This is a genomic window from Paraburkholderia sp. EG304, from assembly GCF_046543485.1.
Lineage (GTDB): Bacteria > Pseudomonadota > Gammaproteobacteria > Burkholderiales > Burkholderiaceae > Paraburkholderia > Paraburkholderia youngii.
In genome coordinates this window covers 82,170-108,260 of sequence record NZ_JBKGUA010000025.1, presented here as the reverse complement: position 1 = coordinate 108,260, position 26,091 = coordinate 82,170, and the positions used below count along the sequence as shown (strand labels likewise).

Here is a 26,091-nt window from a genome sequence, read left to right as displayed (position 1 = left end):
CGTTATCCGTTCTATTACTGCCATCGAAGCTCCCCGTGCCGGACAACCGGCGGCAGGACAGCTTACGCGGCGCAAAAGCGGACATTTGAACTTGGCCAGAAGCGGACATTACAACTTAGCCGCTACATTCCCGGCGCGTCGGGTGGTCGTCCCGGCTACAGTACCCGCATCAGCTACAGCAAGCTTCTTCCGGGGCCGAACACGAATTTCTCGGTTGCGGCCTACCGCTACTCGACCGCACGCTTCTATAGCCTGCGTGACGCGATGTACGCGCGATATGGCGCGAGAGACATGGGTCAGTATGACTACCGCACGCGCAGTCGTCTGCAACTGAACATCAACCAGCCAATCGGCGAGTCGAGTTCTTTTTATATCGCCGGCAGTTCGCAGAAACACTGGGGCGCGTCGAAGGGCTACGATCTGCAGTATCAGGTTGGCTTCAACAGCGCGTACAAACGGGTGTCCTACTCGCTGTATGCGCAACGCACGCGCCTGCAAAACTCGAAGATCAGCACGCAGGTTGGCTTGAACCTGACGATTCCGCTCGGTAAGGTCGACTCGAACGAGCATCGTATGTTCGACTATCTGACCACCAACGTTGCGCGCAGCTCGAACGGGGACAGCACGATACAGGCCACTGCGTCGGGCAACACGACCGGAGCCACGCCGATCAACTACGGTGTCAACGCATCGAGGATCGTCGCCGGCGACAATCGAACCGTTTCCGCAGGCGGTTACGCGATGTATCGCGCGCCGTTCGGTACGTACAACCTCAATGCGTCGATCAGCAATCAGACTCGTCAAGCCGCGTTCAACGCCGACGGCGCAGTCGTCATTCACAGCGGCGGCGTCACGCTGAGCCCGCCACTCGGTCAGGCGTTTGCGCTCGTCGAAGCGAAAGGCGCAGAGGGTGGCCGGATTATCAATGGCCAGGGCGCGCGAATCGACGGCCACGGCTATGCGGTTGTGTCTTCGTTGACGCCATACCGGGTCAACACGGTCGCGCTGGATCCGAGCGACGTGCCGCTCGACGTTGAACTGGGCAATACGAGTGAGGAAGTCGTGCCGCGCGCAAACTCGCTGGTGAAGGTAAAGATTGCGACCACGCAGGGCACGCCGATCTTCGCCGAGGTCGTGGATCGGGAAGGCAAAGCCATGCCGATGGGCGCCGAGTTGTTCGATGAATCCGAGAAATCGGTGGGCATCGTCGGTCAGGGCGGTCTCGCGTATCTGCGCGGCCTCGAGCATGAAGGCAAGCTGCTGGTGCGCTGGGGCAACCGCGCAGCGGAGCAGTGCGTGATGCCCTACACGGTGCCGGACGACGACAAGGCGCAGAGCAGTCATCACGCGGGGATCGTTGCGCGCATCAAACTGAGCTGTGATCCAGCGCTTGTATGGTCCGCGCCGGCAAAGCCTGTCGTGCGGCGTTCAGCGGGCGCGGCGCTTGTCAGTTCGCTTCGCTGAAAGGCGAAGGCGGATGCCCGGTCAGCTCCAGCAATGCGGCTCGGATGAATCCGCCGACAGTGGAGGTCAGAAAATGAAAAATATTTGCAGATACTTTCGGATTGCCGGACCCATCGCCGGGTTGATCGCGGGTGCGCTGTTGGGATCAGTTTGCGTACAAGCGCAAGGCTCGCCTTCGGTCACGCTCAATTTTAGTGGCACCTACAACGCGACGACGTGTTCGCTGGTCAGTTCGCCCGATATGACGGTCACATTGCCGAGGCTTTCGACGCAATCGCTGCCGAGGGCCGGAGTGGCGGATGGCTCAAAGATCTTCACCATCACGATCCAATGCCCAAGCGGCGTGACGGATGCGCGCGTCTATTTCGAGAGCGGTTCGTCGACCGATCCCAATACGGGAAATCTGGAATTACAGAACGCGAGCGGCAGGACATCGGCAAAGAATGTACAGGTCATGCTGGCGAATGCGGACGGATCGCGGATCAAGGTCGGCGACCGATCCACGATGAAAGTCATTCCGATCGCGTCCACGGATCCGACGCCGGTGGATTTCATTGCCAGCTACTACGCAACGGGGCGAGCCACGGCTGGCACTGTGAGTACGTTCGTCACCTATGTCGTCGAAATGCCCTGAGGGTGTCGGCGCGCATACGTTTATATGATGTTTGATTCAACAGTCGCGCTGATGCGAGCGACAGCGTTGCATGCAGCACTGCTGTCGGACGGCGCGCAGATGCCGGCTATTCCTTTTTGGCGCGCGCGTTGTAGCACGTTGGTCGAGACGCTGCAGCAGCAAATGCAGGATCGGAATTTTCCGCCAACGGATATCCAGGAAGTCAGCCTCGCACAGTGCGTTCTGCTGGATGAACTGACGTTGCATGCATTGCCTTCCAACCAGCACGAAGAATGGTTGCGTGACTCGCTCCAGATGCGTTTTCATCGCGTGCGCGATGGCGCTGCATTGGTTTGGGACCGGATCGAAGCGGTGGTGGATGGCGGCGGCCGGGATCTCGCTGGACTCGAGTTCTACAGCATGTTGCTGGGGCTGGGCTTCGACGGCGGACGGGGAGACGCAAACGCATATCTGGAGCGTGCGAAATCGGCGTTGAACTGGCGTAGATGTGATACGGCGGTGTTGTCGAGACCCTACGCACCGGAGACCGCCATGTCACCGTCTAATTCGCTTCGGCCGGCGAACAGATCACGTATCTCACTTTCACGCAGGACCGCCGGCGGGCTCATTGCTGGCGCGATTGCCGTCGCGTCGCTATGGGCGGCGCTGGGCGTTAGCCTGGACATTGCGATACGTGATCTACCTGAAACATCGTCCCGGCAGAGTACGCAATGATTTCCTCTAACAGCTACCAGGCGGCGCTGATCTGGATTGCTGTCGCCGTTGTCGGCCTGATATGGCTGTGTTTGCCGCTCGCTCTTCAACCGTCGCGGCCCGTCGTGCTTAGCCTTGTTCTGGTGACGGCGGTGGGCACCGCGGTATTGCCAACTTACGGGCGATCGAAACCGCCCCAAGAGGACCAGAACGTTCAGCTCGGGAACATGCGCGACTTAGCGATCGTTCTTGTCGTCGGGCCGCATGCCGGTGCGTTGTTTGCACGCGATGGCCAGTCATCCACACTGCGCCGTAACGGTGATGCCGTGTGGTTCCATGTCACGTCACCCGGGGAGCTGTCCAGCGTGTTCGCTACGGTGATGGAGTCGTATCGACGTCCGCCCGATGCTGTGTTGATGCCCGTTGTTCCCGACGCTGAGTGTGACGACGCGGTGATTCGCCGCGAATTTACCCGCTGGAAGCATGAAATCGCCGCAAGCACCGGTCCCCGGGCGTTCGTATTACCTTGCTATCTCGCGATCTACGCGTATCTCAGCGCGAATGGCGACCACCCAGCGGAACCGGTCTGGTTCGGCGATGCAATTAGTCTATCGGCAATGCCACCCGCGACCGCAACTGCGCGGCAACATGTGCAAGCACTCAGGCAACAGCTAGACCAGGCATGGCTCGCCGTCGCACACCCGGAACGTGTGTCGCGAATCGGTCTGGGACACGCAGTGTTCGACTGGCTAGAAGATGCGGCGCTGTTATCGATACTTTCGTCGCTCGCGAACACCGCGCCGTTCTCGCTGCGCAGCTTGCTGCTGGCCGATATCGGACACCCGCCGATGCGTCCCGGCGCTTGGTCGCGATGGCTAACCGGTAAAACCACGCTGCGACCGCCGCTGATGACGCCGAAGGCGCAGCCGAAGCCGCTGTCTCTACCTTTACTCACGCCCATTGCGCGGGACGAGAGCTTCCGGGTCTCGAAGAGCGAGCGGGACCGGCCGTACTCCGCAATGCTGCACGCGGTTGCTGCGTCGGCCGTCGTCCTGATGGTATCGATCGGGGTCTCAGCATGGACGAACAGCAGGTTGGTCGCGCGAGTCGCCAACGACCTCGAGGTCTACACGCATATACCCGCAGCTCATGCCGATCTGGCTCGCTATGCGAGCAACGGTGTGCCGACCGGACTCGGCTGGGGACTGTATCAGGGCAAGCAATTCCAAGTCGCGCTTGAACGCGTGACCGCCGCATCGCATTCTTTATCGATTGCCGCGCATTCGCCGCCGCTTGCTGTGACGATCGACAACTTCCTGTTGTTCGACAGCGGCAAGACGGTGCTGAAGCCAGGTGCGGAGCCGAAACTCAAGGGCGTTCTCGATCTGATTCGCGCGAATCCCGGCAAGCGGATTCTCATCGCGGGTCACACCGACAACATGGGTCCCAGCGTCGCGAATCAGAAGCTGTCCGAGGCACGAGCACAGGCCATCCGCGATTGGTTCGTCAACACTGCTTCGTTGCCCATCACACGTTTCGCCATTCAGGGGTATGGCGACACGCGGCCGATTGCCAGCAATGAAAATAGTCAGGGCCGCGAGATGAATCGTCGTGTCGAAATTGCCCTTATTCCCGATTCAGGGACCCAATAAAAGTACTCGTCGCGGGTATCCCTCCAGCTGCTTGCGATCGTGGCACATCAAACCTGTCATTCGTTCTCGAAAACGAATCCGAATTTTGGGCATCCGCCCATATCGTCACGCTGCTTCGAGACATAACATCACCGGATTGCAGATTTCTTAAGTGAGAAGGAGCGGTGTCACCGCTTCTTATTTTATCGAGCGATAACCTCAGAGCACTATGTCGGCTTCTACCAGTTCTCAAAAATTCATCGCACGGAATCGTGCTCCTCGCGTCCAGATCGAATACGACGTCGAGATTTACGGTTCGGATAAGAGAGTCGAGCTCCCGTTCGTGATGGGCGTCCTCGCCGACCTGTCGGGCAAGCCGATCGAACCGTTGCCCGCCGTCGGCGATCGCAAGTTCTTCAATATCGACATCGAGAACTTCGACGAGCGAATGAAGGCCATGAAACCGCGTGTCGCGTTCGCGGTGCCCAACACGCTGACGAACGAAGGTCAGCTGATGGTCGATATCACGTTCGAAAGCATGGACGATTTCTCTCCCGCAGCCGTCGCGAAGAAGGTTGACGCGCTCGCGCAATTACTGGAAGCGCGTACGCAGCTCGCCAATCTGCAAACGTATATGGATGGCAAGAGTGGCGCGGAAAACCTGGTCAGCAAGGTGTTGAGAGACCCTGCATTGCTCGAAGCGCTCGCCAAGGCGCCGAAACCTGAGGCGGGAGCCACCGGCGAGCCGGTGACCGACGAATGATTTTTGCTTTCCGCACGAAAGCACAGCCTGAAACAATGGGGAAATGATGGCCGAACTCCAAGCGAATACGCGCGCCAAGGCAACGGCGAGCGTGACCAATCAGTCCGATTTCAATACACTCCTGTCGCGCGAATTCAAGCCCAAAACGGAGCGCGCGCGCGAGGCTGTCGAGGGAGCTGTTCGAACGCTCGCACAGCAAGCGCTGCTTACATCGGCAACGGTGTCCGACGACGCGTACAAAAACATAGAGTCGATTATTGGGGAGATCGACCGCAAATTATCCGAACAGATCAACCTGATTCTCCACCATGAAGATTTTCAGGGTCTTGAAAGCGCGTGGCGTGGACTCCACCACCTGGTCGCGAACACGGAAACGGATGAGAAGCTGAAGATCCGCTTCATGGATGTGTCGAAGGACGACCTGCGCCGCACGATGAAGCGCTATAAGGGGATTGCGTGGGACCAGAGTCCGTTCTTCAAGCAAATCTACGAGGAAGAGTACGGGCAGTTGGGTGGCGAGCCGTACGGCTGTCTCGTCGCTGACTACTACTTCGATCACACACCGGCCGACGTCGACTTGCTGGGCTCGATTGCAAAGGTGGCGGCAGCATCGCATGCGCCGTTCATTACCGGCGCGGCGCCGTCCGTACTGCAGATGGACTCGTGGCAGGAACTCGCGAACCCCCGCGACCTGACGAAGATCTTTACGCAAAACCTCGAGTACGCGCCTTGGAACGCGTTGCGTAGTTCCGAAGACGCGCGCTACATCGGCCTTGCAATGCCGCGTTTCCTTGCGCGTCTGCCGTACGGCGTCAAGACGAATCCGGTCGATGAATTCAATTTCGAAGAGGCGACCGACGGCGCGGATCATCAACGCTATGTATGGTCCAACGCAGCCTACGCAATGGCGGTGAACATCAACCGTTCGTTCAAAAACTACGGCTGGTGCACGCTGATTCGCGGCGTGGAAAGCGGCGGTGTGGTTGAAAACCTGCCGTGTCACACGTTCCCGACGGATGACGGCGGGATCGACATGAAGTGCCCGACCGAAATCGCAATTTCCGACCGCCGCGAAGCGGAATTGTCCAAGAGTGGTTTCATACCGCTGATCCATCGCAAGAACACTGATTACGCGGCGTTCATCGGCGCGCAATCGTTGCAGAAACCGGTCGAGTACCACGATCCGGACGCGACTGCGAACGCGAATCTATCGGCGCGTCTTCCGTATCTGTTCGCATGCTCGCGCTTTGCGCATTACCTGAAGTGCATCGTGCGCGACAAGATCGGCGCATTCAAGGAGCGCGACGAAATGCAGCAGTGGCTCAACGAATGGGTCATGAACTATGTCGACGCCGATCCCGCCAATTCGTCGCAGGAAACCAAGGCGCGTCGACCGCTGGCGGCGGCCGAAGTGGTCGTCGAGGACGTCGAGGGCAATCCGGGATATTACCAGGCGAAATTCTTCTTGCGTCCGCATTTCCAGCTCGAAGGTCTGACGGTTTCTCTGCGTCTCGTCGCGAAGCTGCCGCTTGTGAAGGAAGCCGCCTGATCCGGCGTCTACCGCTTATGCGGTGATTGCGGTGATTGAGCGACGGACAGGCGCTCACTAAATATGCCTGGCTTTCATTGAGCAACTCAAAACTAACGTGTACCAAGGAGTACTTTTATGGCGCAAGACATCTTTCTCAAGATTAACGGGATTGATGGTGAGTCGGCAGACGCTAACCACAAGGATGAAATCGACGTTCTGAGCTGGGAGTGGGGCGTTACGCAGCAATCGAATATGCACGTTGGTTCCGGCGGTGGCGCCGGCCGGGCTACGGTCGAAGACTTCACGTTCGAGCATTTCATCGATCGTGCAACGCCCAACCTGACGCAATACTGCCTCACCGGTAAGCACATCGACGAAGCGAAGCTGGTCGTGCGCAAGGCCGGCGGCAATCCGCTCGAGTACATCAAATTCACGATGAGCGACGTGCTGGTTACCTCGGTGCATCCGTCCGGCGTCAGCGACAGCGAATCACGCCCGCGCGAAACGGTGAGTCTGTCCTTTGCTCGCCTGAAGCAGGAATATGTAGTGCAGAACGCGCAAGGCGGCAGCGGCGGTGCGATCACGGCGACCTTCGATATCAAGAAGAATAAAGCCTGAAGTCGCACAGATTCCTGAATCCTGGCACCACCACTCTGTTGTCCGGTGGACCGTGTCAAGGCTGTTAGCCAGGATGCCGGGCTGGATGCAGGCATCCTGGTTTATTCAGGGCGACGTGCGAGATCTCCTTGATACCGTCAGATGGTTTCGATCTTTTTTTCCCGCTTCGCGATATGGCTGCGCATCGGGGGCTGGCTGGCTCTAAGCGGGGTGAGCGCATGGTTGTCCGGGTGCGCTAGCACGCCGGCTCCTGTTATCAAGGAGCGAACGACCCTCCGGCTTCAGGTCGCGGCAAACGAGAACGTCAATCCGAACGAGTGGGGAACGGCGGCGCCGATCCTCGTGCGGATCTACGAACTGAAGTCACCCACGGCGTTTCAAACCGCCGACTTTTTCACGCTACAAAGCGACGACAAAAAAATCCTTGGCGACGACGCGCTGATCGTCGACGAATTCATTCTGCGTCCCGGCGACACCCGCGAGATCGTCCGCAAGTCGAACCCCGCCACTACCGCAATTGGCGTGCTGGCCGGGTACCGGGATCTCGGGAAATCAGTCTGGCGCGCGGTGTACCGGTTGCCAGTCGCGCCCGACGCTGCATGGTACAGGATGGCTCTTCCAGACAAGGAACAGAAGCTGACGATCCAGCTTGACCAGCGCACTGTTTCGATTTCAAAGTCAGACTAATTTCGATGAGTTGGTATAGCAAAGTTGTTTGGAGCGAGGGACTTTTCCTGCGCCCGCAATTGTTTCAGCAGCAGGAGCGGTATTTCGAGTCGTTCGCGCATCGCCGCAGTGCGCCGCTGAGCCCGTTTTTCTGGGGCTTCAGCCGTTATGAAATCGATCAGGAATCGCTGGCGTTCGGCAAGCTGGTGTTCAAGAGCGGGCTCGGCGTATTTCCGGACGGCACGCCGTTCGAGGTGCCGGGGCTGACGCAGCCTCCGCCGCCACTGACGATCGGACCGGAGCATCAGAACCAGGTGATTTACCTGGCGATCCCGCTTCGCCTGCCGAATACCGAGGAAACCGCCTTCACCGAGCAGAGCGGATCGCTGGCCCGCTACCATGCGTACGACACGGAACTGCGCGACAGCAATGCAATCGGCCAAGGTCCGAAGCCCGTCCAACTGTCGAATCTGCGCCTGCGGCTGTTGCCGGAGAAGGAGCTGACACAGTCCTGGATCGGTATTGCGCTGACGCGCGTGAAGGCACTGCACGCCGACGGCGCCGTGTCGCTGCACAGCACCGACCACATTCCGCCCGTGACCGGTTACGGCGCGAATCCATTGCTGCGCGAATGGGCGATGCAACTGCACGGCCTCGCGCGACTACGCGCCGACGCGCTCGCCGCTCGACTGTCAGGTGCCGATGGCCGTTCGGGCGCGGCGGCCGAAGTGGCCGACTATCTGCTGCTCCAGGTGCTCAATCGCTATGAGCCGCTGCTCGAACATATTTGCCAGCTCGAGGAGACAGCGCCGGTCAACCTGTATCGCGAGCTCGCCCTTTTTGCGGGCGAACTTTCGACGTTCGTGCGTCCGCAAACGCGCCGTCCGCGGCCCGCTCTAGGCTATGACCACGCGCAGCTCTACGGCAGTATCAGGCCGCTCGTCGAGGAGGTTCACTATCTGCTGAACCAGGTGTTGATTCGCGGTGCGCAGCCCATTGCGCTTACGGAGCAGGCGCACGGCATCCGTACGGCCGCGATGTTGCCGAACGAACTGGCTGGCTATTCGAGCCTCGTGCTCGCGGTGGGCGCGCAGATGCCTTCCGAATTGCTGCAGCAGCAGTTTCTTGCCCAGACGAAGATCAGCCATCCGCAGCGCTTGCCGGAATTGATCCGTTCGCACCTGCCGGGTCTGACGATAGCCGCGCTGCCGGTTCCTCCGCGTCAGATTCCGTTCAACTCGGGCTTTATCTATTTCGAACTGTCGCGTACCGGACCGTTCTGGGAACAGATTGCACGGCACGGAGGGCTCGCCATGCATGTCGCCGGACACTTCCCGGAACTCAAGCTTGAACTGTGGGGCGTGCGTCAAAAATGAGTACCGGCGCATACGGGGATGATGCGTTCGACTTTCTGCTGAACCCCGACAACTCCGCTTCTGGCCAGAGCCAGCCGTCTGCATTGCCCGCTGGGCGTCCCGCAACCGCGGCCGTCGCCAATCAGGAACCGGTCGTCGATGCGGCTGCCTTCGATCCGCCGGAAGACGTGCAGACGCGTCTCGAGCGCATGAAGACCGCGCGCAATCCGTTGCGTGAAGCCGCGCAGCCTTTGTTGCGCATGCTGGCGGACATGCCGGCTTCGCTCGATTCGTCGGCCGCGGTCGCGAGCTTGCGCTCGCTGCTGGTGCGTGAGGTCGCCGCCTTCCAGAAGGTCTGCGACAAGGCAGGTTTGCCGTGGAAACACGTGGCGGCTGTTCGTTATGCGCTGTGCACCGCGCTCGACGAAGCCGCCAACCGCACGCTTTGGGGGAGCGGTGGCATTTGGGCCGCGCGGGGTTTGTTGCTGAAGTTCGAAGGAGAAGTGGACGGTGGCGAGAAATTCTTCCTGCTGATCGGCCGCATGGCAACCGACCCCCAGGAGTACATCGACGTCCTCGAGGTGCTGTATCGCATTCTCAGCCTGGGATTCGAAGGACGCTACAGCGTTGCCGCGGACGGTTCACGTCATCTGGAGCAGATCCGGCAGCGGATGCTGACGCTCATCAGCGGCACGCGCGACACGCTGCGGCTCGAACTGTCGCCGCATTGGCGCGGCGAGGCGCCGGGCAGGATGCGGCTGCTGAAAAGCGTCCCGGTCTGGGCGACAGCAGGCGTCGCCGCGCTATGCGTGTTCGCGCTGTTCGCCTGGTACGAATATCGGCTTCTGGCGCAAGGCAATGCGCTGCAAGCGAAGATTCTCGCGATTGGAGCGCCGATCAAGGTCGCGGCTCCGGTCGTTCACGATCGCTTGCGCCTGGCCGTTCTGCTGAAGGATGAGATCGCTCGCGGCCAGGTCCTGGTCGAAGAGAACGACAGCAGCAGCCGGGTCGTGTTCCGTGGCGACTACGTGTTTCTTCCGGGGCAAAGCCGCATTCGCCCGGAACTGGACCCGGTGTTGACCAGGGTGGCACAGGAGGTCGCGCGGGTCGGCGGCCATGTCACGGTGACCGGGCACACCGACAGTCAGCCGATTCATACCGCGGAGTTTCCCGACAACCGCGCGTTATCGGAAAAGCGTGCGGCGTTCGTCGCCGACGTATTGAAGGCGCACGGCGTGCCTGCCAATCGCATCGCGGCCGTCGGCAAGGGCGATACACAACCTGTCGCGGACAACGGTACAGCGGAAGGTCGTTCCCGCAATCGGCGCGTGGAAGTCTTCGTCGCGCATTAACGGGAAAGCCTTGATGTCTTATTTGAACCGCTTATCGAAACTTGTGCTGACCCGCCAGACGCTGGTGCTCGCCGCGATCCTCGTGGCGGCTGTGGCCGTCTGGTTCGTGGGGCCTCTGATCGCATTTGGCGACTACCGGCCGCTAGACAGCGTGCTCTCGCGCGCGCTGTCGATCGCCGTGCTGTTGCTGCTGCTGTTGTTCTGGCTGCTCGGCTGGTCGCCGGGCGTCATCGGCGTCGCGTTGCTGTGTGTTGCGCTATGGTATTTCGGACCAATACTCGCGTTCGGCGAAACGCATCCGCTCGGCACCACATGGTCCCGCGTGCTGCTGATCTCGGTGTTGCTCGCCTGCTACGCGATCTATGGGCTGTATCGCCTGTGGCGGGCAGTTCGCAGCGACGACGTGCTGCTGCAGCGCGTGCTGAACCCGTTCACGAAGAAGTCGGCCGCGACCCCTGTCGCACGAGAGGAAATCCGCGCGCTTCACGCGGTCGTCGCGAAGGCCATCGACAAACTCAAACGCATGCGCGGCGGACCGGCGGGGCTGCGTCGTCTGCTCGAAAGCCAGCGCTATCTGTACACACTTCCGTGGTACATGGTGGTGGGCTCGCCGGGTGCCGGCAAGACGACGTTGATCCTGAACTCGGGTCTGGATTTCCCGGAGGCGGAGCAGATGGCCGCGGCGTCGCTGAGAAGCCGCGTCGAAACGGATAATTGCGACTGGTGGTTCGCGAACGAGGCGGTGCTGATCGATACCGCCGGCCGTTATGCGGTTCAGGACGCAGCGTCGCAAGACGCCGCGAAGGTCGACGTCAAACCGGCAGACCTGAAGAGCGCGAACGAGGCCGAATGGCGCGGCTTTCTCGGGCTGCTTCGCAAGCGGCGCCCGCGCGCGCCGATCAACGGTGCGTTGCTGGCCGTTTCGGTCGAAGAGCTGTTGACGCGCCCAGCGTCTGAACGAAAGGCGCTAGCCGCGTCGTTGCGCGCGCGGCTTGGCGAGTTGCGACAGCAGTTGGGGATTCGATTCCCGGTCTACGTACTCGTCACGAAGCTCGATTTGCTGCCCGGCTTCGGGGAGTATTTCCAGTCGTTGACGGCGGAAAGCCGCGCGCAAATCTTCGGTTTTACGCTGCCTTATCGGGAAGAGCCGGAACAACACGGCCGCGACACATTGCGTCTCACCTGCGCAGCCAAGATGCGTGAGCTGGAGCAGGGACTCGAAGACCGCATCAACACGAGGCTGCAGGAGGTGTACGAGGTCGATCTGCGCAAGAAGCTGTATGCGTTGCCGTCCGAATTTCGCAGCCTGTGCGCGGAACTCGATGAATTGCTCGCGCTAGTGTTCCTCGATTCGAAATACGACGACACGCAGTTGAACAGCACGCTGCGCGGCGTCTATTTCACGAGCGCGGCGCAAACTCACGAGGCCGTGTCCGCCGACACCACCACACTGTTGCAGCGGCTGCGTCGCGGGCTCGCGGGTTCGTTCGGCGCCGCGCCGAAAACGCTCTCGACGTCGTCCGGCGACGCTACCCCTACCGCCTATCGCGGCTATTTCTTGCGCAATCTGTTTAAGCACGTGATCCTGGCCGAAGCGCATCTGGTGCGGCCGAACCTGTACTGGGAAATCCGTTTCCGCGCGTTGCGTGTTGTCGGGCATCTGCTCGCGATCATCATCGCGGTGTGGCTGATTGGGGCTCTCGTCGTGAGCTTCGGCAATAACCACGAGTATCTTGCGGCGATCGGCGGCAAGACCGATGGGCTCGCCGCGCGGGTCCTGTCGCAGCGCAAGGCGCCGCAGCCCGGGGCGACGGGGTCGATACTGTCAGCGTCGCATGACCTGCCGCAGTTCGACGGCATCGACCTCGACAGTCCCGGTCTCGCATGGCGCTACGGGCTGTACACGGCGCCCGCCATCAGCGCCGCCGCTAACGAGACCTACGACAGTCTGCTGAAACAGATGCTGCTGCCGCACGTCATCGGCCGGCTAGAGACAGTGCTCGACACGCAAATCGGCGCACAGGACGCGGACGGCGTTTATCGCACGCTGACGGTCTACCTGATGCGGTTCGATCGCTCGCACTACGACGCGAAAGCGATCAAGGCCTGGGTGCTCGGCGATTGGGAACACGCCAACAGCGTCGCGCCGCTGGGCGAGCGCAGCGTGATGGCGCGGCATCTCGACGCCCTGATCGATGAAAGGGTCCCCGCGGTGCCGGCGAAACCGGTGAATGCGCAGCTGGTGCGTCGCGCGCGCGAGTTCCTCGGCCGCAATCCGGCGTCCGGACGTCTCTACGAACGCGCGACGAACACCATGGCGCCGGAGGCGCCCGAGAACGTCACGCTGCTGAGCGCCGCGGGTCCGCAGGCCACTACCGTGTTCATGCTGGCCAACGGCTCGACGCTCGCGCGAGGCATACCCGGTCTCTATACCTACGATGGCTATCACGCGGTATTCAACAAGCGCCTGCCGGAATTTCTCGAGCAGGCGCGCAAACAGGACGCGTGGGTGATGGGCGAGGCCGAGGCGTCGACAGGGTGGTGGCACGCACTGCGCAAAGATAGGCTCGCCGACGATATCCGTCGCCAGTACTTGACCGACTATGGCAACTACTGGAGCCAGTTTCTCGACGACGTAAGACCGGTGTCCGGCAGCGAAGGCACGCTGGCGCCCGATCTGCAGACCTTGCGTACGCTGGCTGCGCCGGATTCGCCACTGGCGAGACTCGCGCGAACCGCCGCGCGCGAGACGTCGCTGTCGGTCGCTGACGGCGCGGACGAGCCGTCGGCCGCCGGGAGCGCCATCAACGTGATCATGCGTCGCTCGCAGGCGGCGCGCGCCGCGAGCGCCGTGGCCGCAACCGCCACCATCGGGCAACTGGCGCAGCAGAAGATGGAACGTGAACTGGTCGACCGACGCTTTGCCGCGCTGCGCGAAGTCGTGACCGGCCAGGCCGATAGCGGGAGCGCGCTCCCTGGCGGCAGCGGCGTGCTGCAGCTGGGCGGCGTCATCGGGCTGATCAACGAGCAGTACACGCGTCTGATGACGGCCGGCGACGTGCTCGCCACCAACAGCATGCCGCCCACGGACGACCTCGGCGCGACGATGCAGCTCGAGGCGCAGAAGCTGCCGCCGCCCTTTCGCGCCGTGCTCGTGGGTCTCGCGTCGCAGTCGTTGCGCAAGGTGGACCGCAACGTCGGCTCGCTGCTGACGATGCAGGTCGAATCGAGCGTTGGCGCGCAATGCCGTCGTGCAGTCGAAGGCAAATATCCGTTCGTCGCGAGCGTCCAGGAAGTCGACATCGACGATTTCAACCGCGTATTCGCGGCAGGCGGCCTGCTCGACGACTTCTTCCACAAGACGCTTGCCAGCCGTGTCGATACGAGCATACGGCCGTGGCGTTATAAGCCGGTGAGTCCCGGCATGCCGCCCATGCAGGGACCGAGTCTCGAACCGTTCGAACGCGCCGCGGCGATCCGCCAGACGTTTTTCCGCGATCCCGGCGCGACCCGGATGTCGTGGAATGCGGGCCTCAAGGTCGTGTCGCTGGACCCCGAGATTACCGATCTGCTGGTCGACGTCGACGGGCAAAGCCTGCGCTATGCGCACGGTCCGGTCACGTCATTCCCGATCACATGGCCGGGGCCGCGCGGCGGCTCGATGGCCGGCCTCACCGCGAATCCGCGCGTGCGTCCGGACACGTCGACCGTGATGACCGAGGGTCCGTGGGCGCTGTTCCGTCTGATCGACCGGGGCCGTGTGACGTCGACGTTGTCGTCGAGCCGCTCGGCAGTGGACTTCAATTTTGACGACCGGCACGCGGTTATCGAACTGACGTCGGGCGGGCAGTCGGGACCGCAACTCACCGCGTTGCTGCGGGATTTTCGTTGCCCCGGCAGTGGAAGCACGCCGGCAAGGCGAACGGACGCGTCGTCAGGCAGTGCATCGTCCAACGAGCTGTAGCGCCTTTTCGATAAAGAGAACTTAGAGGAGTGCATGTCAAGTAATCCCTTGAACGCGATAAGTGTGCAAAGCCGCGCAGTAACCGTATTCAGCGCGGCGATACCGGGGTGGCCGGCTCAGGGCGCGGACGGACTGACGCAGCCGGCGCTGAAGTTCATGTCACTGAACGGTGACGAGCATCTCGGCAAGCTGTTCGAATACGAACTGCTGTTGCGCACGCCCGACGACTACACGGTGCCGCTTGCCGTCAGTGCCAACCTCGACCTGAAGGCGCTGCTAGGCAAGGAAATGACCGTCGCGATCCACCTCGAGCCGAGCGCCGATGCCGAGGCGGCTCAGCGTGAAATCACCGGACTCGTCGCCGCCGCGCAATACCTGCGTCGGCAAGGCCGCTACAACGTCTATCGTGTCGTGTTGAAGCCCTGGCTGTGGCTGGCCACCCTGACGACCGACTACAAGATTTTCCAGAACAAGACGGTCATCGAGATCATCGACGAGGTTCTGAAGGACTATCCGTATCCGGTCGAAAAGCGCCTCGACGTGAGCCGCTATGCGCTCGAAGGCGAGAGCCCGACCAACGAGCCGCGCGCGTTCCAGGTCCAGTACGGCGAGACCGACTACCACTTCATTCAACGCCTGATGGAGGAGTGGGGCATCTACTGGTTTTTCGAGCATGCCGACGGCAAGCACCGGCTCGTGCTGTGCGATCACATTGGCGCGCACCGTCAGTCGCCGAACTCCGCATACCGGACGCTCGCGTTCCAACCGCAGAACGGCAAGACCGACACCGAATACATCAGCGCGTTTTCGACGGCGGAAGTTTTGTGCACCGGTCACTATGTGACGAGCGACTTCGACTTCACACGTTCGCGGGCCGACATGCGAGCGATCAATCAGCAGCCCCGCGACACCAGCTGGAACCTGCTCGAGCGCTACGACTGGCCGGGCGACTACACCGACGGCAGCCACGGGGAACTGCTCGCGCGTACGCGCATGGAAGCGCTGCGGGCGCCGGGCACGCGAGCGCAAGGCGAAGGTAACGTGCGCGGACTGGCGTGCGGGCAGACGTTCGTGTTGAGCCACTACGATCATACGGCCGCGAACTGCGAGTACCTGGTGATCGGTACGAGGCTCGCCCTGACCGGTACGCCGGATGAATCGGGTAGCGGTTACGAGTACACCTGCAGCAACAAGTTCGACGTGCAGCCGACAAGCGAAGTGTTCAGACTGCCGCGCGAGACGTCGAAACCGATCGTCAGCGGGCCTCAGTCGGCGGTCGTCGTGGGTCCCGAGGGCAAGGAATTGTGGACCGACGAATTCGGCCGCGTGAAGGTTCGCTTCGTCTGGGACCGCTACGGCCGCAACGTCGAAACCGACTCCTGCTGGGTCCGTGTGAGCCAGGCGTGGGCCGGTCAGGGTTTCGGTGGCATCTACATTCCGCGCATCGGCCAGGAAGTCATCGTCGATTTCTGGAACGGCGACCCGGATCGCCCGCTGATCACCGGGAGCCTGTACAACACGGTGACGCGTCCGCCCTATGAGTTGCCTGGCAACGCGACGCAAAGCGGTTTCATGAGCCGGTCGATGGAAGGGGGCTTGCAGAACTACAACAGCATTCGCTTCGAGGATAAGGCGGGTGCCGAGGAATTCACGGTGCAAGCCGAGCGGGACATGAACCGCCTGACGAAGCTCAACGAATCGCACGTGGTCGGTGCCGACTACACGATCGGCGTGGCCGCGGCGCACAGCATGACCGTTGGGGCGACTTCGAGCACGGTCGTTGGCGGCAAGTATTCGATGAGGGTGAAGAATGTTGCCTTCCATTCCGTCGATCTGGGACAGTTCGTTTCGATCGGCGGGCTCGAGGAGACTGCGGTTGGGGGTGCCTCCACTCTGACGGTGGGCGGGGCACGTACGGTCACGGTCGGTGGCGCGTCCACGCACGCGGTGGGGGGGGCCTATTCGCTGTCGGCTGGAGGGGTGCTGTCTATCGTGTGCGGCAAGTCGTCTCTGACGATGAACATGGATGGCGAGATCAAGCTCATCGGCAAGTCGATCCGCATCCAGGGCGACACCCGTGTCGTGGTGCAAGGCACGCCGCTGGACCTCAACCCCGGTGACATGGAATGCGGCAGCGCAGTGACGGTGCCGGTTCCTGTAGTGGTGCTTGATGCGCTGGACGTTCCAATTATTCCGCCGCCGCCTTCGGAGGAACCACTTCCGACGATAGATCCGCTTCCGACGGAAGACCCACCGCCTTCGGAAGAACCGCCGCCTTCGGAAGAGCCGCCGCCGTCGGAAGAGCCACCGCCGTCGGAAGAGCCACCGCCTTCGGAAGAACCGCCGCCTTCGGAAGAGCCGCCGCCTTCAGAAGAACCGCCGCCTTCAGAAGAACCGCCGCCTTCGGAAGAGCCGCCGCCGTCGGAAGAGCCGTCACCTTCGGAAGAGCCGTCACCTTCGGAAGAGCCACCGCCTTCCGAAGAGCCGCCGCCTTCCGAAGAGCCGCCGCCTTCCGAAGAGCCGCCGCCTTCGGAAGAGCCACCGCCTTCCGAAGAGCCACCGCCTTCGGAAGAGCCAACGCCTTCGGAGGAACCGCCGCCTTCGGAAGAGCCACCGCCTTCGGAAGAGCCACCACCTTCGGAAGAGCCGCCGCCCTCGGAAGAGCCACCACCTTCGGAGGAGCCACCACCTTCGGAGGAGCCACCACCTTCGGAGGAGCCACCGCCTTCGGAAGAGCCACCGCCTTCAGAAGAGCCGCCGCCCTCGGAAGAACCGCCGCCTTCGGAAGAGCCACCGCCCTCGGAAGAACCGCCGCCTTCGGAAGAGCCACCGCCTTCCGAAGAGCCACCGCCCTCGGAAGAGCCGCCGCCTTCGGAAGAGCCACCGCCCTCGGAAGAGCCGCCGCCTTCGGAAGAGCCGCCACCTTCGGAAGAGCCGCCACCGTCGGAAGAGCCGCCACCGTCGGAAGAACCGCCGCCGCCGACTGAAACACCACCGGCAACCGGCACCGACGCGTAACAGCGTATTTCGCAATACCGTGCAGCCGGCGAATGCCTTCGCGCATCGCCCTGCACGGTCTTTCAATTTTCATTGGGAGAAGATCGATCATGTTTCCAGCGGCTCGCAAAGGCGATGCGATCGGACATGGCGGTTCGATCGCTGGGGGTTCCCCGACGGTCTTCATCAATCAAATGCCTGCGGCGCTCGTCGGTATGAGTTCTGCCGTTTGCACACTGCACCCGGGCTCGCAAGCTGTGGTCGCGGGTTCGGGCACGGTATTGATCAACAACGTGCCGGCGGCATTGGTTGGCGGCCAGGTTTCGTGTGGCGCGGTGTGTTCCGCTGGCTCGCCAGACGTGCGCATCGGTTCATGATGACGATGGTGGCCACGTGACGACGGGACTCGCGGGAATCGGCGGCGAGCTGCTCAGCCTGCCCGGCGTCGTATTGCCCGTCGCCTGTGTCGGACCGTTGCTCGATCGCTGTGAGCGGCTCGGCGACCTGGTCGACCGCTTTCGGATACGCCGTGCGCTGTCTGGCATTCTGTGCGGCTCGGTCGAGCGGCAGCAAAATCTGCCTGCCTGCCGACGAAACCGACTTCAGGCTGCGAGGCCGCCTTCCGCTCGGATGGTCGCGTTGCTATTCGAGCGCGCAGCACGCGCTCGGACTGCTCGGCGTCGGCTGGCGCACGAACTGGGAAGTCACGCTGCACAAGCGCGACGATCAACTGCTCTATACCGACGAATACGGCAGCACGCTCAGCGTGCCGTTTCCCGAGCCGGGGACGCAGGTGATTGCGTCGGCTGCGCAATTGCACATCGCGCATCTGAGCGACGGACGCCTCGTCGTTGCGGATCTGACGCCGCACTACCGCGTGTTCGGCGATTTCGACGCGAACGGAATCGCACGGCTCAAATACGTCGAGGATCTGCGTCAGCAGCGGATCGGCCTGATCTGGGACCCAGACGGGCGCTTGCTGCGCATGCGTGGGACCTGCGGACACGAACTGCGCATGCGTGGGACCTGCGGACACGAACTGCGCATGCACTATGAAGCGCGGATGGGACCGCGTTTGAGCGCTGTCGAGTGTGTCGACGGCGGTCCCACCGGCGCGCTGGTCCAGTATGGCTACAGCCAGCATGGCGAACTCACCGAGGTGCGCAACCGGGTCGGGGAAATCGTGCGTCGCTTTGCATACCGCGATGGGCGGATCGTCGAAGACGCAGACGCGCTCGGCATGGCGACACGCTACGTATGGCAGACGATCGGCGGCGCCGCGCGCGTGGTTCGACGAGTTACGTCGGAAGGCGCGCGTGATCGCTTCGCCTACGACTTCGATAGTCAGATCAGTGAGGTCAGCGATGTCTTCGGCAACGCGGCGCATTGGCAGTACGACGACCACGGCCGCGTGCTGTCGCACACCGACTTCGACGGCCGACGCTACCGGTTCGGCTACGATGCCGCCGTCGCGCCGGTCACACTGCAACTGCCCGGCGAGCGGGAGGTTCGCATCGAATACGATGCGCTCGGACGCGTCGCGTGCGAGACGGACCCGCAGGGCGCCACCCGCTCGACGCAGTATGCGTTTGCGTCACGCGAGCCCGTGTCGGTCGCGTTGAGCGATGGCCGTGCGTGGACGTGGGCACGCAACGATCGCCTGCAGCCGTTGCACTATCAAACCCCGTCGGGAGAATTCACGCGTTTCGAATATGGCGACGCTGGCGATGTCGTACGCTCGACGGATGCGCACGGAGGCGCCACCACCTTCGCGCATAACGCGTGGGGACAGGTGACATGTCGCACTGGAGTCGGCGGGAGCACGACACGCTACGAGTACGACGTCAACGGTTACGTCGTCAGCCTGACCGACGCGCTCGGCGGCGTCACGCGAATCGAGCGCGATGGCCTCGGCCGGCCGTTGACCATCACACGTCCGGACGGACAGGCCGAGCGTCATGAGTGGAATGCGGCTGGCAAGCGCACGTCGTTCGTTGGCCCGAGTGGCCGATGCCGGCACTGGCATCGAGACCGGCGAGGCAACGTCGTACGCGCGGTCGACGAAGAAGGTCACGTGATCGTGCGTCGGTACGATGCGCATGGGCGTCCGGTTCGAATCGAAAGCGCGAACGGCGCGGTGCAGGTGCTTCGGTGGAATGCGAGCAGTTGCCTGTCGATCGCGGACGCCGATGGCGTGCAACGCAGCTTCGACTATGCGGCTAGCGGGCAGGTCCGTTGTCTCACGTGGAAGGCGGGCGAGCAACAGCGTTGCGAAACGTTCGACTACGACCGTGCGAGCCGGCTGATCCAGCGCGAAACCCCGCATAGCCGCTATATGTACCACTACGGACCGGGCGGATTGCTCGACTGCGTGATCCGCGAGCCGACACCGGAAGGCGAGCTACTCGGTATCGGAGCGGATGAGATCCGCTTCGAACACGACGCCGGCGGACGTCTGATCGCCGAGCACGGCGCAAACGGCACGCTGCGTTACACCTACGACGCCGCTGGCCGCATTGTCGCGACTCAGCTGCCGCAGGGGCAGGAGCTGCGTACGCGCCGCTTCGAAACCGGCGACATCGCGTTCATCGAACTGGGCGAACGGCAGATTGCGCGCTTCTGGTATGACGCGATGAGGCGTCCGGTTGCGCGCACGCAAGGTCGCTTGCGTACGCATACGGGCTTTTCGCCGCTCGGCTTGCCGGTGTGGTGGCGCTCGGTGACGGGGCGCGACGTGGATACGCCGGGCTCCGCGACAGAACCTGTCACCGAATTGTGGCGCGAAGTCGATTACAGTCCCGCTGATCTGATCGTCAGGACGGGCGGCGAGCGCGACGGTCAGATGTGGTACGACTACGACCGGCGTGGGTGTCTGTTGCGCTCGGTCTCGGAGAACGGGGACATCGAGTATTTCACGTGGGACGCCGCCGGCAATCTGCTCGATACGCCTGGCGGCAGCTGGTTCCCGGCCGTGTATGTGGACCACCGGTTACGGGAATGCCGCGGACATCGTTACGACTACGATGTGTGGGGACAATTGGTGCGTAGAAGTGGCCGCGACCATACGCTATCGCTTGATTGGGATGCGGAGGGGCGCATCATCGCCGCGCATCGCCAGGGCTATACCGTGCGCTATCAGTACGACGCAATCGGTCGGCGTATCGCCAAGCGTATCGAATCCACTGCGCCACGGCGCATGCAGCAGCTATCGATGCCGGAGCGCGACGAGGTCACGCGCTATGTATGGCAAGGACACAGACTGATCCAGCAGCGCCGCGCGATGGAACTGCGCACCTACCTGTATCAACCCGAACCCGACGGCTCAACCGGCTTCGCGCCGCTCGCTTGCGTGGACCAGGCCCTCGCCGATGATGGTGCGATCAAAAGGACGCAGGTCTATCACTATCACACGGACGTCGCCGGTACGGCCGTCGCGCTCACGGACGAGACTGGCCGGGTGGTATGGCGTGGGCGTTATCGTGCGTGGGGCAGTCTCGTGACGCCGGAGTGGCAAAGCAGCGACGCGTTTGCGCAGCCACTTCGCTATGCCGGCCAATACGCCGACGATGAAACCATGCTGTATTGCAACGGTGCGCGTTTTTATGATCCTCATGCGGGCCGCTACATCAGCCCCGATCGCAACGGCGAACCCGGAGGCAGTCCGTACCGCTACGCGCCGAATCCGCTGACGTGGTGCAATCCTCTCGGCCGCGCGACGCCGGAGGCGTCTCCGTGCGTCGTCGTCGCGGACGCATCATGCATCGATGGCGCGTCGGACCCGGCTCAATACGTTGCCGGCGTCGTCGAACAACTCCACGACGTAGCTGGCTGGGACCCGGCCAAGTTCTGATTCGAAAGTCACGTGAAAATCGAGCCAGTCGTTTTTCCGGTATCGGGACAGACCGCTGGCGTCGACGGTTTCGCGGCGTAGTTCCGTCTCGCCGTTGTCGTAGATCACGACGGCAACCGACGTTGCGGCCAGCAACGCGTGCTCGACGCCGGGCATGCTCACATGCCTGTCGAATCCATTCCGATGTACGCACACGCGGACGTCGTTTGCGCGTAGCAGAGAGGCCTGCCATGTCGCTTCGTCGGGACGCTGAGAGCCCGGGGTGGGTGGATCGTCGTTCAATACCGACTGTTGGACTCCGCGCCACTTGAAGCTGATGCCCGCGTAGGCCTCGTAATCGGCGAGCGTGCGTTCGGCCCCGAGTCCATACTTGCCGAACTCGGCGTCAGCCAGCGTTTGTCCGTCGATACCGAGCAGCGCACGATTGCGCTGCAATGAGCGCTCGTTGCGCTCGTGCCAAGGCTCGCCGATCTCACCCCGTTCCTTGGCCTCGTGACTGTGGTCGTTCCACATCTTGACGCGATATGAACGCAGATATTCGTGCCACCCGATCAGCCTGTGCGGACTGTACAGGTCATAGCCGTGCGTGAACGCTCGGACCGCAAGCGAGATCTCCTCGCCGTGAAAGAAATAGTCGGGATCGTGCTGGACCACTTCGGCAAAGTGGCCGTCGGCAAATGCGAAGTGTGCGCTGAAGAAGCGCGAACGGACCGGGCGAATGCGCGTTCTCCAGTCGGAAAGTGTTCTCGAGCGGAACAGGACGACCCCTTCCTTCGAAAACCTCGCATAGGCCAATATCCTCGGCTCGTCGCTCGATCGAGCATCGTCGTTTTCGGGGTCGTACATCGGAAGGTAAGCGGTCAAAACCGGTTTCGGGCTTTCATCGCGTAGCGACTCCAGCATCTCGATTGCGAGCGTGTCCCAACCGTCGACGAAGCGGTGGTGCGAGTCGAGTTGCAGTGTGTAGCGCTCGCCACCGTATCGCTGCTGGACCAGATTGCGGGCCCAGCATGCGCCCTGCGTCATCATGTGGGGGACGTCGATCAATTCGATCTTCGCTTCACGATGACTGAGATGGTGAACGGTCCAGTTGCCGGTCTGCTCGGCTCGCCAATCGCCTAAGCCCTGCTGCCAGAACTGGATCATCGTTTCGTCGTGCGCATGCTGCCAGCAAACGATGATCCTCAGCAGATTCGGCCTGCCGGCTTTGTCGATCAAATCCAGCAGGGTAGGGACCAACTGCGGGTCGCGATAGCTCGCGATTTGCACGAAGATCGAGTTCGGCGGTGCGACGGGTATCTCGGTCATGCTAGTTGCTTCTAGTAGACGTTTGCCGTTGATAGTCGGTTTAAAGAATGGTCATCGTGACTGTTGCGGTTGCCTGGATCTTGCCGGCGGTTGGTGTCGCTGTGCCGACGCGCAGCACGGTCGCCTCTAGTGCGAACGGCGATTGCATCGCGCCCTGCGGGGTGTGGACGAGGGTGCTCGACGGATCGTTGGGCCGGAAAACTATTTTGCTTGCAACGTCCCGCAAACGAATCGCGAGATGCGTCGCGCCGGTGTTCTTCAGCATGCTGCTATCTTCGGTATCGGGGGTTCCGGAAAGTGCAGCGGTGATCGAAGCCGGTGGCGTGGGGCCGGTGCAGAGCACCGTAAAGTCGACTGGCCGGGTCGGCCCGCTTGTGGTCGATACATCGCTCGGGCCGAACGTGCCGAAATCGATGTTCAGTGTGCTGGTATTGACCGAGCAACTTGGAAGAACCTTGACGTTGATGCTGCCGCCTGTGATCGTCACGACCTGACGGCCGTCACCCTGGGCGACACCGGCTCCGATGGTGCTGAGCATCACGTTGACGTTGCTTGCAATGTCGCCCGTTTTGACCAGTTCGATCTCGAATTGCGAGCCGATGCCGAAGCGGCCATAGATAACCTGATTGGGTTCGCCTGCGGCAAAGGAAGGCGTAAACGGGAGAGGCGAATTCACGCCAGTCGCGCGAAGATAGGTCAAACGAAAGCCGATTCCTGGGACGTTGGTGTTATAGACGATACCCCCAGCTACAACGGACGGCGTTGCGTTGGAATAGTGTATGGATACTGTGCCTCCGTTGGTGCAATCCGCGAAGTTCGCATAGGTAGCGTAAGCCGGCGAGAAGCCGGTGGCGATCACCGAGCCGACCGGCAACGCCGGGTCGATCGATACCGAGCTTTCCCGGAACGGTACGTTGACCAGTATGGTCTGTCCCGCGAGGTAGCCTTGAGACAGCAGTTCGGAAATTTGCGCAGGCTTCAACTGGGTGCAGATCGCGAACGCGAAATGGGGCATCGCGAAGCAAACCAGGATAAAAAATTGGACGAGTCTTTTCATTGGAGGATGTTGGTTGACCGGCGGACCGTAGGGGCCGACAGCGGAGAAATTGCGCAGATGCGCGCACGTTGCCTCAACCGTCGAACTCATCCCATTTAGCGAGTAAATCGGCGGGAATGATATGGGCGAGTTCTGAAAACCGTTTGCCCACCATTCGCTCCGACTGGCGCAGCAAGACAATGACCGGACTGCTCGGTTCGTTTTGCTCGAACCACATGCGTGTCCCCTGAATGGCTGCGAGCGCGCTCCAGCGATCCATTGGACACGGCGAGGTGATTGGCGGATCGGCCGGCGCGTCGGACCGCGGTAGCGTTGCCGCAGCGACGCTAGCCGGCGCCGGTCCATGCGCAGTGTCGTTGTCCTGTTCATTGACGGCTCGAGCGGGCACGGGCGTCGGCCCGGATGCGCCGCCACCGTCCACCCGATGCTGCGCGAATGGCTGCAGCGCTCGGGACAACGAGCCGAGATCGGGCGCATCGACGCCGAGCGTCTCATCGCACCAAGCGGCGATGCGCTGCGTCAGACACTGCGCTTCGACCAATGCGGCAAGCGCCGCGTCGCGTCGGCCCCACCATTCCTTTAGCAAGCGGGCGACGGATTCAGGAGCGAGCGCGTCCTTCTGGCGCGGCGTCGCGAACGATTTTTCGATGTCGCGCAAATGCAGTTGCAGCCCGGCCGCCCTTGGCATCGGGATGTCGCGCGCATCGGCCAGCATGCCATCCGGTTCGACGAGTCCGCCGATCGCGTTGGCGAACATCGCCGGGTCTCGTTCGCCTTCGAACACCGGCAGCGGGTGGAGCGCTTCGCCATGGCATTCGAGCATCGCCATCAGCAAAGCCAGGCCATCGCGCAGGCCGGCCGCGCCGTCGAGCCGGGTTCGACAACGCAGCAGGATCACCGCGAGGCGGATGTCTTTCGTGCGCAGCAGCAGCGCGCGGCAATCGCGTTCGATGTCGGCCCAATTGGCCGTTGGCGGCACGTCGACGAAGTCGCCGTACTGCGCTTCGGCGCGTGGGGCCGCGGCCGCCTGCAGCATCACGAAAGCCGGATCGTATTCGAGATCGGGACCGCAAGGCGCGTGCGCCGACACCGGTTCGAGCAGATCGGCGTAGCGCAGCACGACGGCGGGAGTGTGGGCGTTCATGCGAAGGAACTCCGGGGTCGGTCGTTGTACTGTTCAGGTTCGAAAACCATGCCGACGACCGGAAGGTCGTCGACGGAATCACCGAGCCACGTCGAGTAGCCGAGTCTCTGCGACGTGCCGATGCAGGTGGGTGGCGCCGCGCGCGGGTTGACGAGCAGCTTGACCTCCCACGCGTATTCATGGCCGACGAAGGCCCGCACCCATTCGACGAACGTCGGCAAGTCCTCGCCGTGCGGCGTGAGGCGCAGATACTGATCGAGGTCGAGCGGACCCACGACGAGCCGGAACTTGTGTTGCCGGTCGGGGATGGCCTCGCCGAGCTGCGCGCATTCACCGATGATCGCCGCGGGCCCCGGCACGCCGAGCCTCGTATGTTCCGATGCGCACAGATGGATCCAGTGCGGCACGAACTCTTCGATGGTCATCGGAACACCGAAGTAATGCGAGAGCGTCGCCTCGATGCCGTGCGGCGTTCGCGCCTCGCGCACGAGGTGCGCCGCCGCGCTGTAACGCGAGTGCGTGGGCAGACAGGAATGCTTCGCCTCGGCCGGGTCGACGCCGATCAGACTGGCGACGTAGAACGAAAACGTTTCGTCGCCGGCACGGTCGAGCGACGCGGTGGCTTGCCCCGATGCCCACGCGCGATAAAACTGTGACAGTGCGCGGTGATGGAACAGATCGACGAGGCCGACGAGCGCATGATCCTGGTAGCTTTCCACACGACTGTGCGCCAGTTCGGTCATATGCAGCGGCAGCGGCCCCTGCGGCCCCCACAGGCCGAGCCCGAACAGCCGCACGTCGAGGCGACCGTCTCGCGTGCCGAGCGACGCGATTTCGCGCGGCGCAAAGGCCAATGTGGGCTGCTGACCGATCCGGAACGGCTCTTCTTGCGGCAGGCTCGCGGTGCCCGGCAACGGCATCAGCGGGTCGCGCGCGGCGATCGCGCGCAGCAGGCTCAGGAAACCGGACTGCCACGGCGTGTCGGGATCGAACCACGCGTCGAGCGATTGCGGATCGAGCGATGATCGCGTCGGTGCGACGGCGCTCGCCAATGTCCCGTCCAT

General features: G+C 62.4%; 18 protein-coding genes. 14 read left to right on the top strand and 4 right to left on the bottom strand.

Annotation, left to right across the window (positions count from 1 at the left end):
- From ACLFKU_RS26520 to ACLFKU_RS26455, 14 genes are all read left to right on the top strand, one after another.
- Positions 1-1,464, top strand: a 1,464-nt coding sequence (locus ACLFKU_RS26520; protein ID WP_410851059.1) for a fimbria/pilus outer membrane usher protein, incomplete at its 5' end; no start/stop codon positions are given.
- A gap of 13 nt (positions 1,465-1,477) precedes the next feature.
- On the top strand, positions 1,478-2,098 hold the full coding sequence (locus ACLFKU_RS26515) for a fimbrial protein (RefSeq protein WP_410851058.1): 621 nt from the start codon (positions 1,478-1,480) through the stop codon (positions 2,096-2,098).
- Positions 2,099-2,122: 24 nt separating this feature from the next.
- Complete coding sequence (locus ACLFKU_RS26510) at positions 2,123-2,812, top strand: DotU family type IV/VI secretion system protein (protein WP_410851057.1); 690 nt, start codon at positions 2,123-2,125, stop codon at positions 2,810-2,812.
- Positions 2,809-4,443, top strand: coding sequence for an OmpA family protein (locus ACLFKU_RS26505; protein WP_410851056.1), 1,635 nt, complete (start codon positions 2,809-2,811; stop codon positions 4,441-4,443). The genes ACLFKU_RS26510 and ACLFKU_RS26505 overlap by 4 nt, the downstream gene beginning before the upstream one ends.
- Before the next feature lie 208 nt (positions 4,444-4,651).
- Positions 4,652-5,185, top strand: coding sequence for a type VI secretion system contractile sheath small subunit (tssB, locus tag ACLFKU_RS26500; RefSeq protein ID WP_410851055.1), 534 nt, complete (start codon positions 4,652-4,654; stop codon positions 5,183-5,185).
- 46 nt (positions 5,186-5,231) lie between these two features.
- Entirely contained in the window at positions 5,232-6,734 is a 1,503-nt protein-coding gene (gene tssC / locus ACLFKU_RS26495; protein WP_410851054.1) for a type VI secretion system contractile sheath large subunit, read from the top strand.
- Positions 6,735-6,851: 117 nt separating this feature from the next.
- Positions 6,852-7,334: an Hcp family type VI secretion system effector gene (locus tag ACLFKU_RS26490; RefSeq protein ID WP_368582603.1), complete on the top strand. Its 483-nt coding sequence runs from the start codon at positions 6,852-6,854 to the stop codon at positions 7,332-7,334.
- 141 nt (positions 7,335-7,475) lie between these two features.
- Positions 7,476-8,021 carry a type VI secretion system lipoprotein TssJ gene (gene tssJ, locus ACLFKU_RS26485; RefSeq protein ID WP_410851053.1) on the top strand — a complete coding sequence of 182 codons (546 nt, stop codon included), beginning with the start codon at positions 7,476-7,478 and terminating at the stop codon, positions 8,019-8,021.
- 5 nt (positions 8,022-8,026) lie between these two features.
- Positions 8,027-9,376, top strand: a complete 1,350-nt coding sequence (tssK, locus tag ACLFKU_RS26480; RefSeq protein ID WP_410851052.1) for a type VI secretion system baseplate subunit TssK — start codon at positions 8,027-8,029, stop codon at positions 9,374-9,376.
- Complete coding sequence (tssL, locus tag ACLFKU_RS26475) at positions 9,373-10,707, top strand: type VI secretion system protein TssL, long form (RefSeq protein WP_410851051.1); 1,335 nt, start codon at positions 9,373-9,375, stop codon at positions 10,705-10,707. The genes tssK and tssL overlap by 4 nt, the downstream gene beginning before the upstream one ends.
- A gap of 13 nt (positions 10,708-10,720) precedes the next feature.
- Complete coding sequence (tssM, locus tag ACLFKU_RS26470; protein ID WP_410851050.1) at positions 10,721-14,671, top strand: type VI secretion system membrane subunit TssM; 3,951 nt, start codon at positions 10,721-10,723, stop codon at positions 14,669-14,671.
- A gap of 33 nt (positions 14,672-14,704) precedes the next feature.
- Positions 14,705-17,689 carry a type VI secretion system Vgr family protein gene (locus tag ACLFKU_RS26465; protein WP_410851049.1) on the top strand — a complete coding sequence of 995 codons (2,985 nt, stop codon included), beginning with the start codon at positions 14,705-14,707 and terminating at the stop codon, positions 17,687-17,689.
- A gap of 89 nt (positions 17,690-17,778) precedes the next feature.
- Positions 17,779-18,045: a PAAR domain-containing protein gene (locus ACLFKU_RS26460; protein WP_368582691.1), complete on the top strand. Its 267-nt coding sequence runs from the start codon at positions 17,779-17,781 to the stop codon at positions 18,043-18,045.
- 152 nt (positions 18,046-18,197) lie between these two features.
- On the top strand, positions 18,198-21,518 hold the full coding sequence (locus ACLFKU_RS26455) for an RHS repeat-associated core domain-containing protein (RefSeq protein ID WP_410851048.1): 3,321 nt from the start codon (positions 18,198-18,200) through the stop codon (positions 21,516-21,518).
- Here the strand turns inward: ACLFKU_RS26455 and ACLFKU_RS26450 are convergent.
- From ACLFKU_RS26450 to tssG, 4 genes are read right to left on the bottom strand one after another with little or no spacing between them, the layout of a single operon-like run.
- Positions 21,423-22,826: a GlcNAc-transferase family protein gene (locus ACLFKU_RS26450; protein ID WP_410851047.1), complete on the bottom strand. Its 1,404-nt coding sequence runs from the start codon at positions 22,824-22,826 to the stop codon at positions 21,423-21,425. The genes ACLFKU_RS26455 and ACLFKU_RS26450 overlap by 96 nt on opposite strands.
- Before the next feature lie 40 nt (positions 22,827-22,866).
- On the bottom strand, positions 22,867-23,973 hold the full coding sequence (locus tag ACLFKU_RS26445) for a fimbrial protein (RefSeq protein WP_410851046.1): 1,107 nt from the start codon (positions 23,971-23,973) through the stop codon (positions 22,867-22,869).
- Positions 23,957-25,027 (bottom strand): ImpA family type VI secretion system protein, encoded by a 1,071-nt coding sequence (locus ACLFKU_RS26440; RefSeq protein WP_410851045.1) that lies wholly within the window; start codon positions 25,025-25,027, stop codon positions 23,957-23,959. The genes ACLFKU_RS26445 and ACLFKU_RS26440 overlap by 17 nt, the downstream gene beginning before the upstream one ends.
- Positions 25,024-26,091 carry a type VI secretion system baseplate subunit TssG gene (gene tssG, locus ACLFKU_RS26435; protein ID WP_410851044.1) on the bottom strand — a complete coding sequence of 356 codons (1,068 nt, stop codon included), beginning with the start codon at positions 26,089-26,091 and terminating at the stop codon, positions 25,024-25,026. Before tssG ends, ACLFKU_RS26440 begins: the two co-directional genes overlap by 4 nt.

Coding starts and splice junctions, on each gene's coding strand:
- ACLFKU_RS26515 (WP_410851058.1), top strand. CDS start 1,478: ATGCCCGGTCAGCTCCAGCAATGCGGCTCGGATGAATCCGCCGACAGT.
- ACLFKU_RS26510 (WP_410851057.1), top strand. CDS start 2,123: ATGATGTTTGATTCAACAGTCGCGCTGATGCGAGCGACAGCGTTGCAT.
- ACLFKU_RS26505 (WP_410851056.1), top strand. CDS start 2,809: ATGATTTCCTCTAACAGCTACCAGGCGGCGCTGATCTGGATTGCTGTC.
- tssB (WP_410851055.1), top strand. CDS start 4,652: ATGTCGGCTTCTACCAGTTCTCAAAAATTCATCGCACGGAATCGTGCT.
- tssC (WP_410851054.1), top strand. CDS start 5,232: ATGGCCGAACTCCAAGCGAATACGCGCGCCAAGGCAACGGCGAGCGTG.
- ACLFKU_RS26490 (WP_368582603.1), top strand. CDS start 6,852: ATGGCGCAAGACATCTTTCTCAAGATTAACGGGATTGATGGTGAGTCG.
- tssJ (WP_410851053.1), top strand. CDS start 7,476: ATGGTTTCGATCTTTTTTTCCCGCTTCGCGATATGGCTGCGCATCGGG.
- tssK (WP_410851052.1), top strand. CDS start 8,027: ATGAGTTGGTATAGCAAAGTTGTTTGGAGCGAGGGACTTTTCCTGCGC.
- tssL (WP_410851051.1), top strand. CDS start 9,373: ATGAGTACCGGCGCATACGGGGATGATGCGTTCGACTTTCTGCTGAAC.
- tssM (WP_410851050.1), top strand. CDS start 10,721: ATGTCTTATTTGAACCGCTTATCGAAACTTGTGCTGACCCGCCAGACG.
- ACLFKU_RS26465 (WP_410851049.1), top strand. CDS start 14,705: ATGTCAAGTAATCCCTTGAACGCGATAAGTGTGCAAAGCCGCGCAGTA.
- ACLFKU_RS26460 (WP_368582691.1), top strand. CDS start 17,779: ATGTTTCCAGCGGCTCGCAAAGGCGATGCGATCGGACATGGCGGTTCG.
- ACLFKU_RS26450 (WP_410851047.1), bottom strand. CDS start 22,826: ATGACCGAGATACCCGTCGCACCGCCGAACTCGATCTTCGTGCAAATC.
- ACLFKU_RS26445 (WP_410851046.1), bottom strand. CDS start 23,973: ATGAGTTCGACGGTTGAGGCAACGTGCGCGCATCTGCGCAATTTCTCC.
- ACLFKU_RS26440 (WP_410851045.1), bottom strand. CDS start 25,027: ATGAACGCCCACACTCCCGCCGTCGTGCTGCGCTACGCCGATCTGCTC.
- tssG (WP_410851044.1), bottom strand. CDS start 26,091: ATGGACGGGACATTGGCGAGCGCCGTCGCACCGACGCGATCATCGCTC.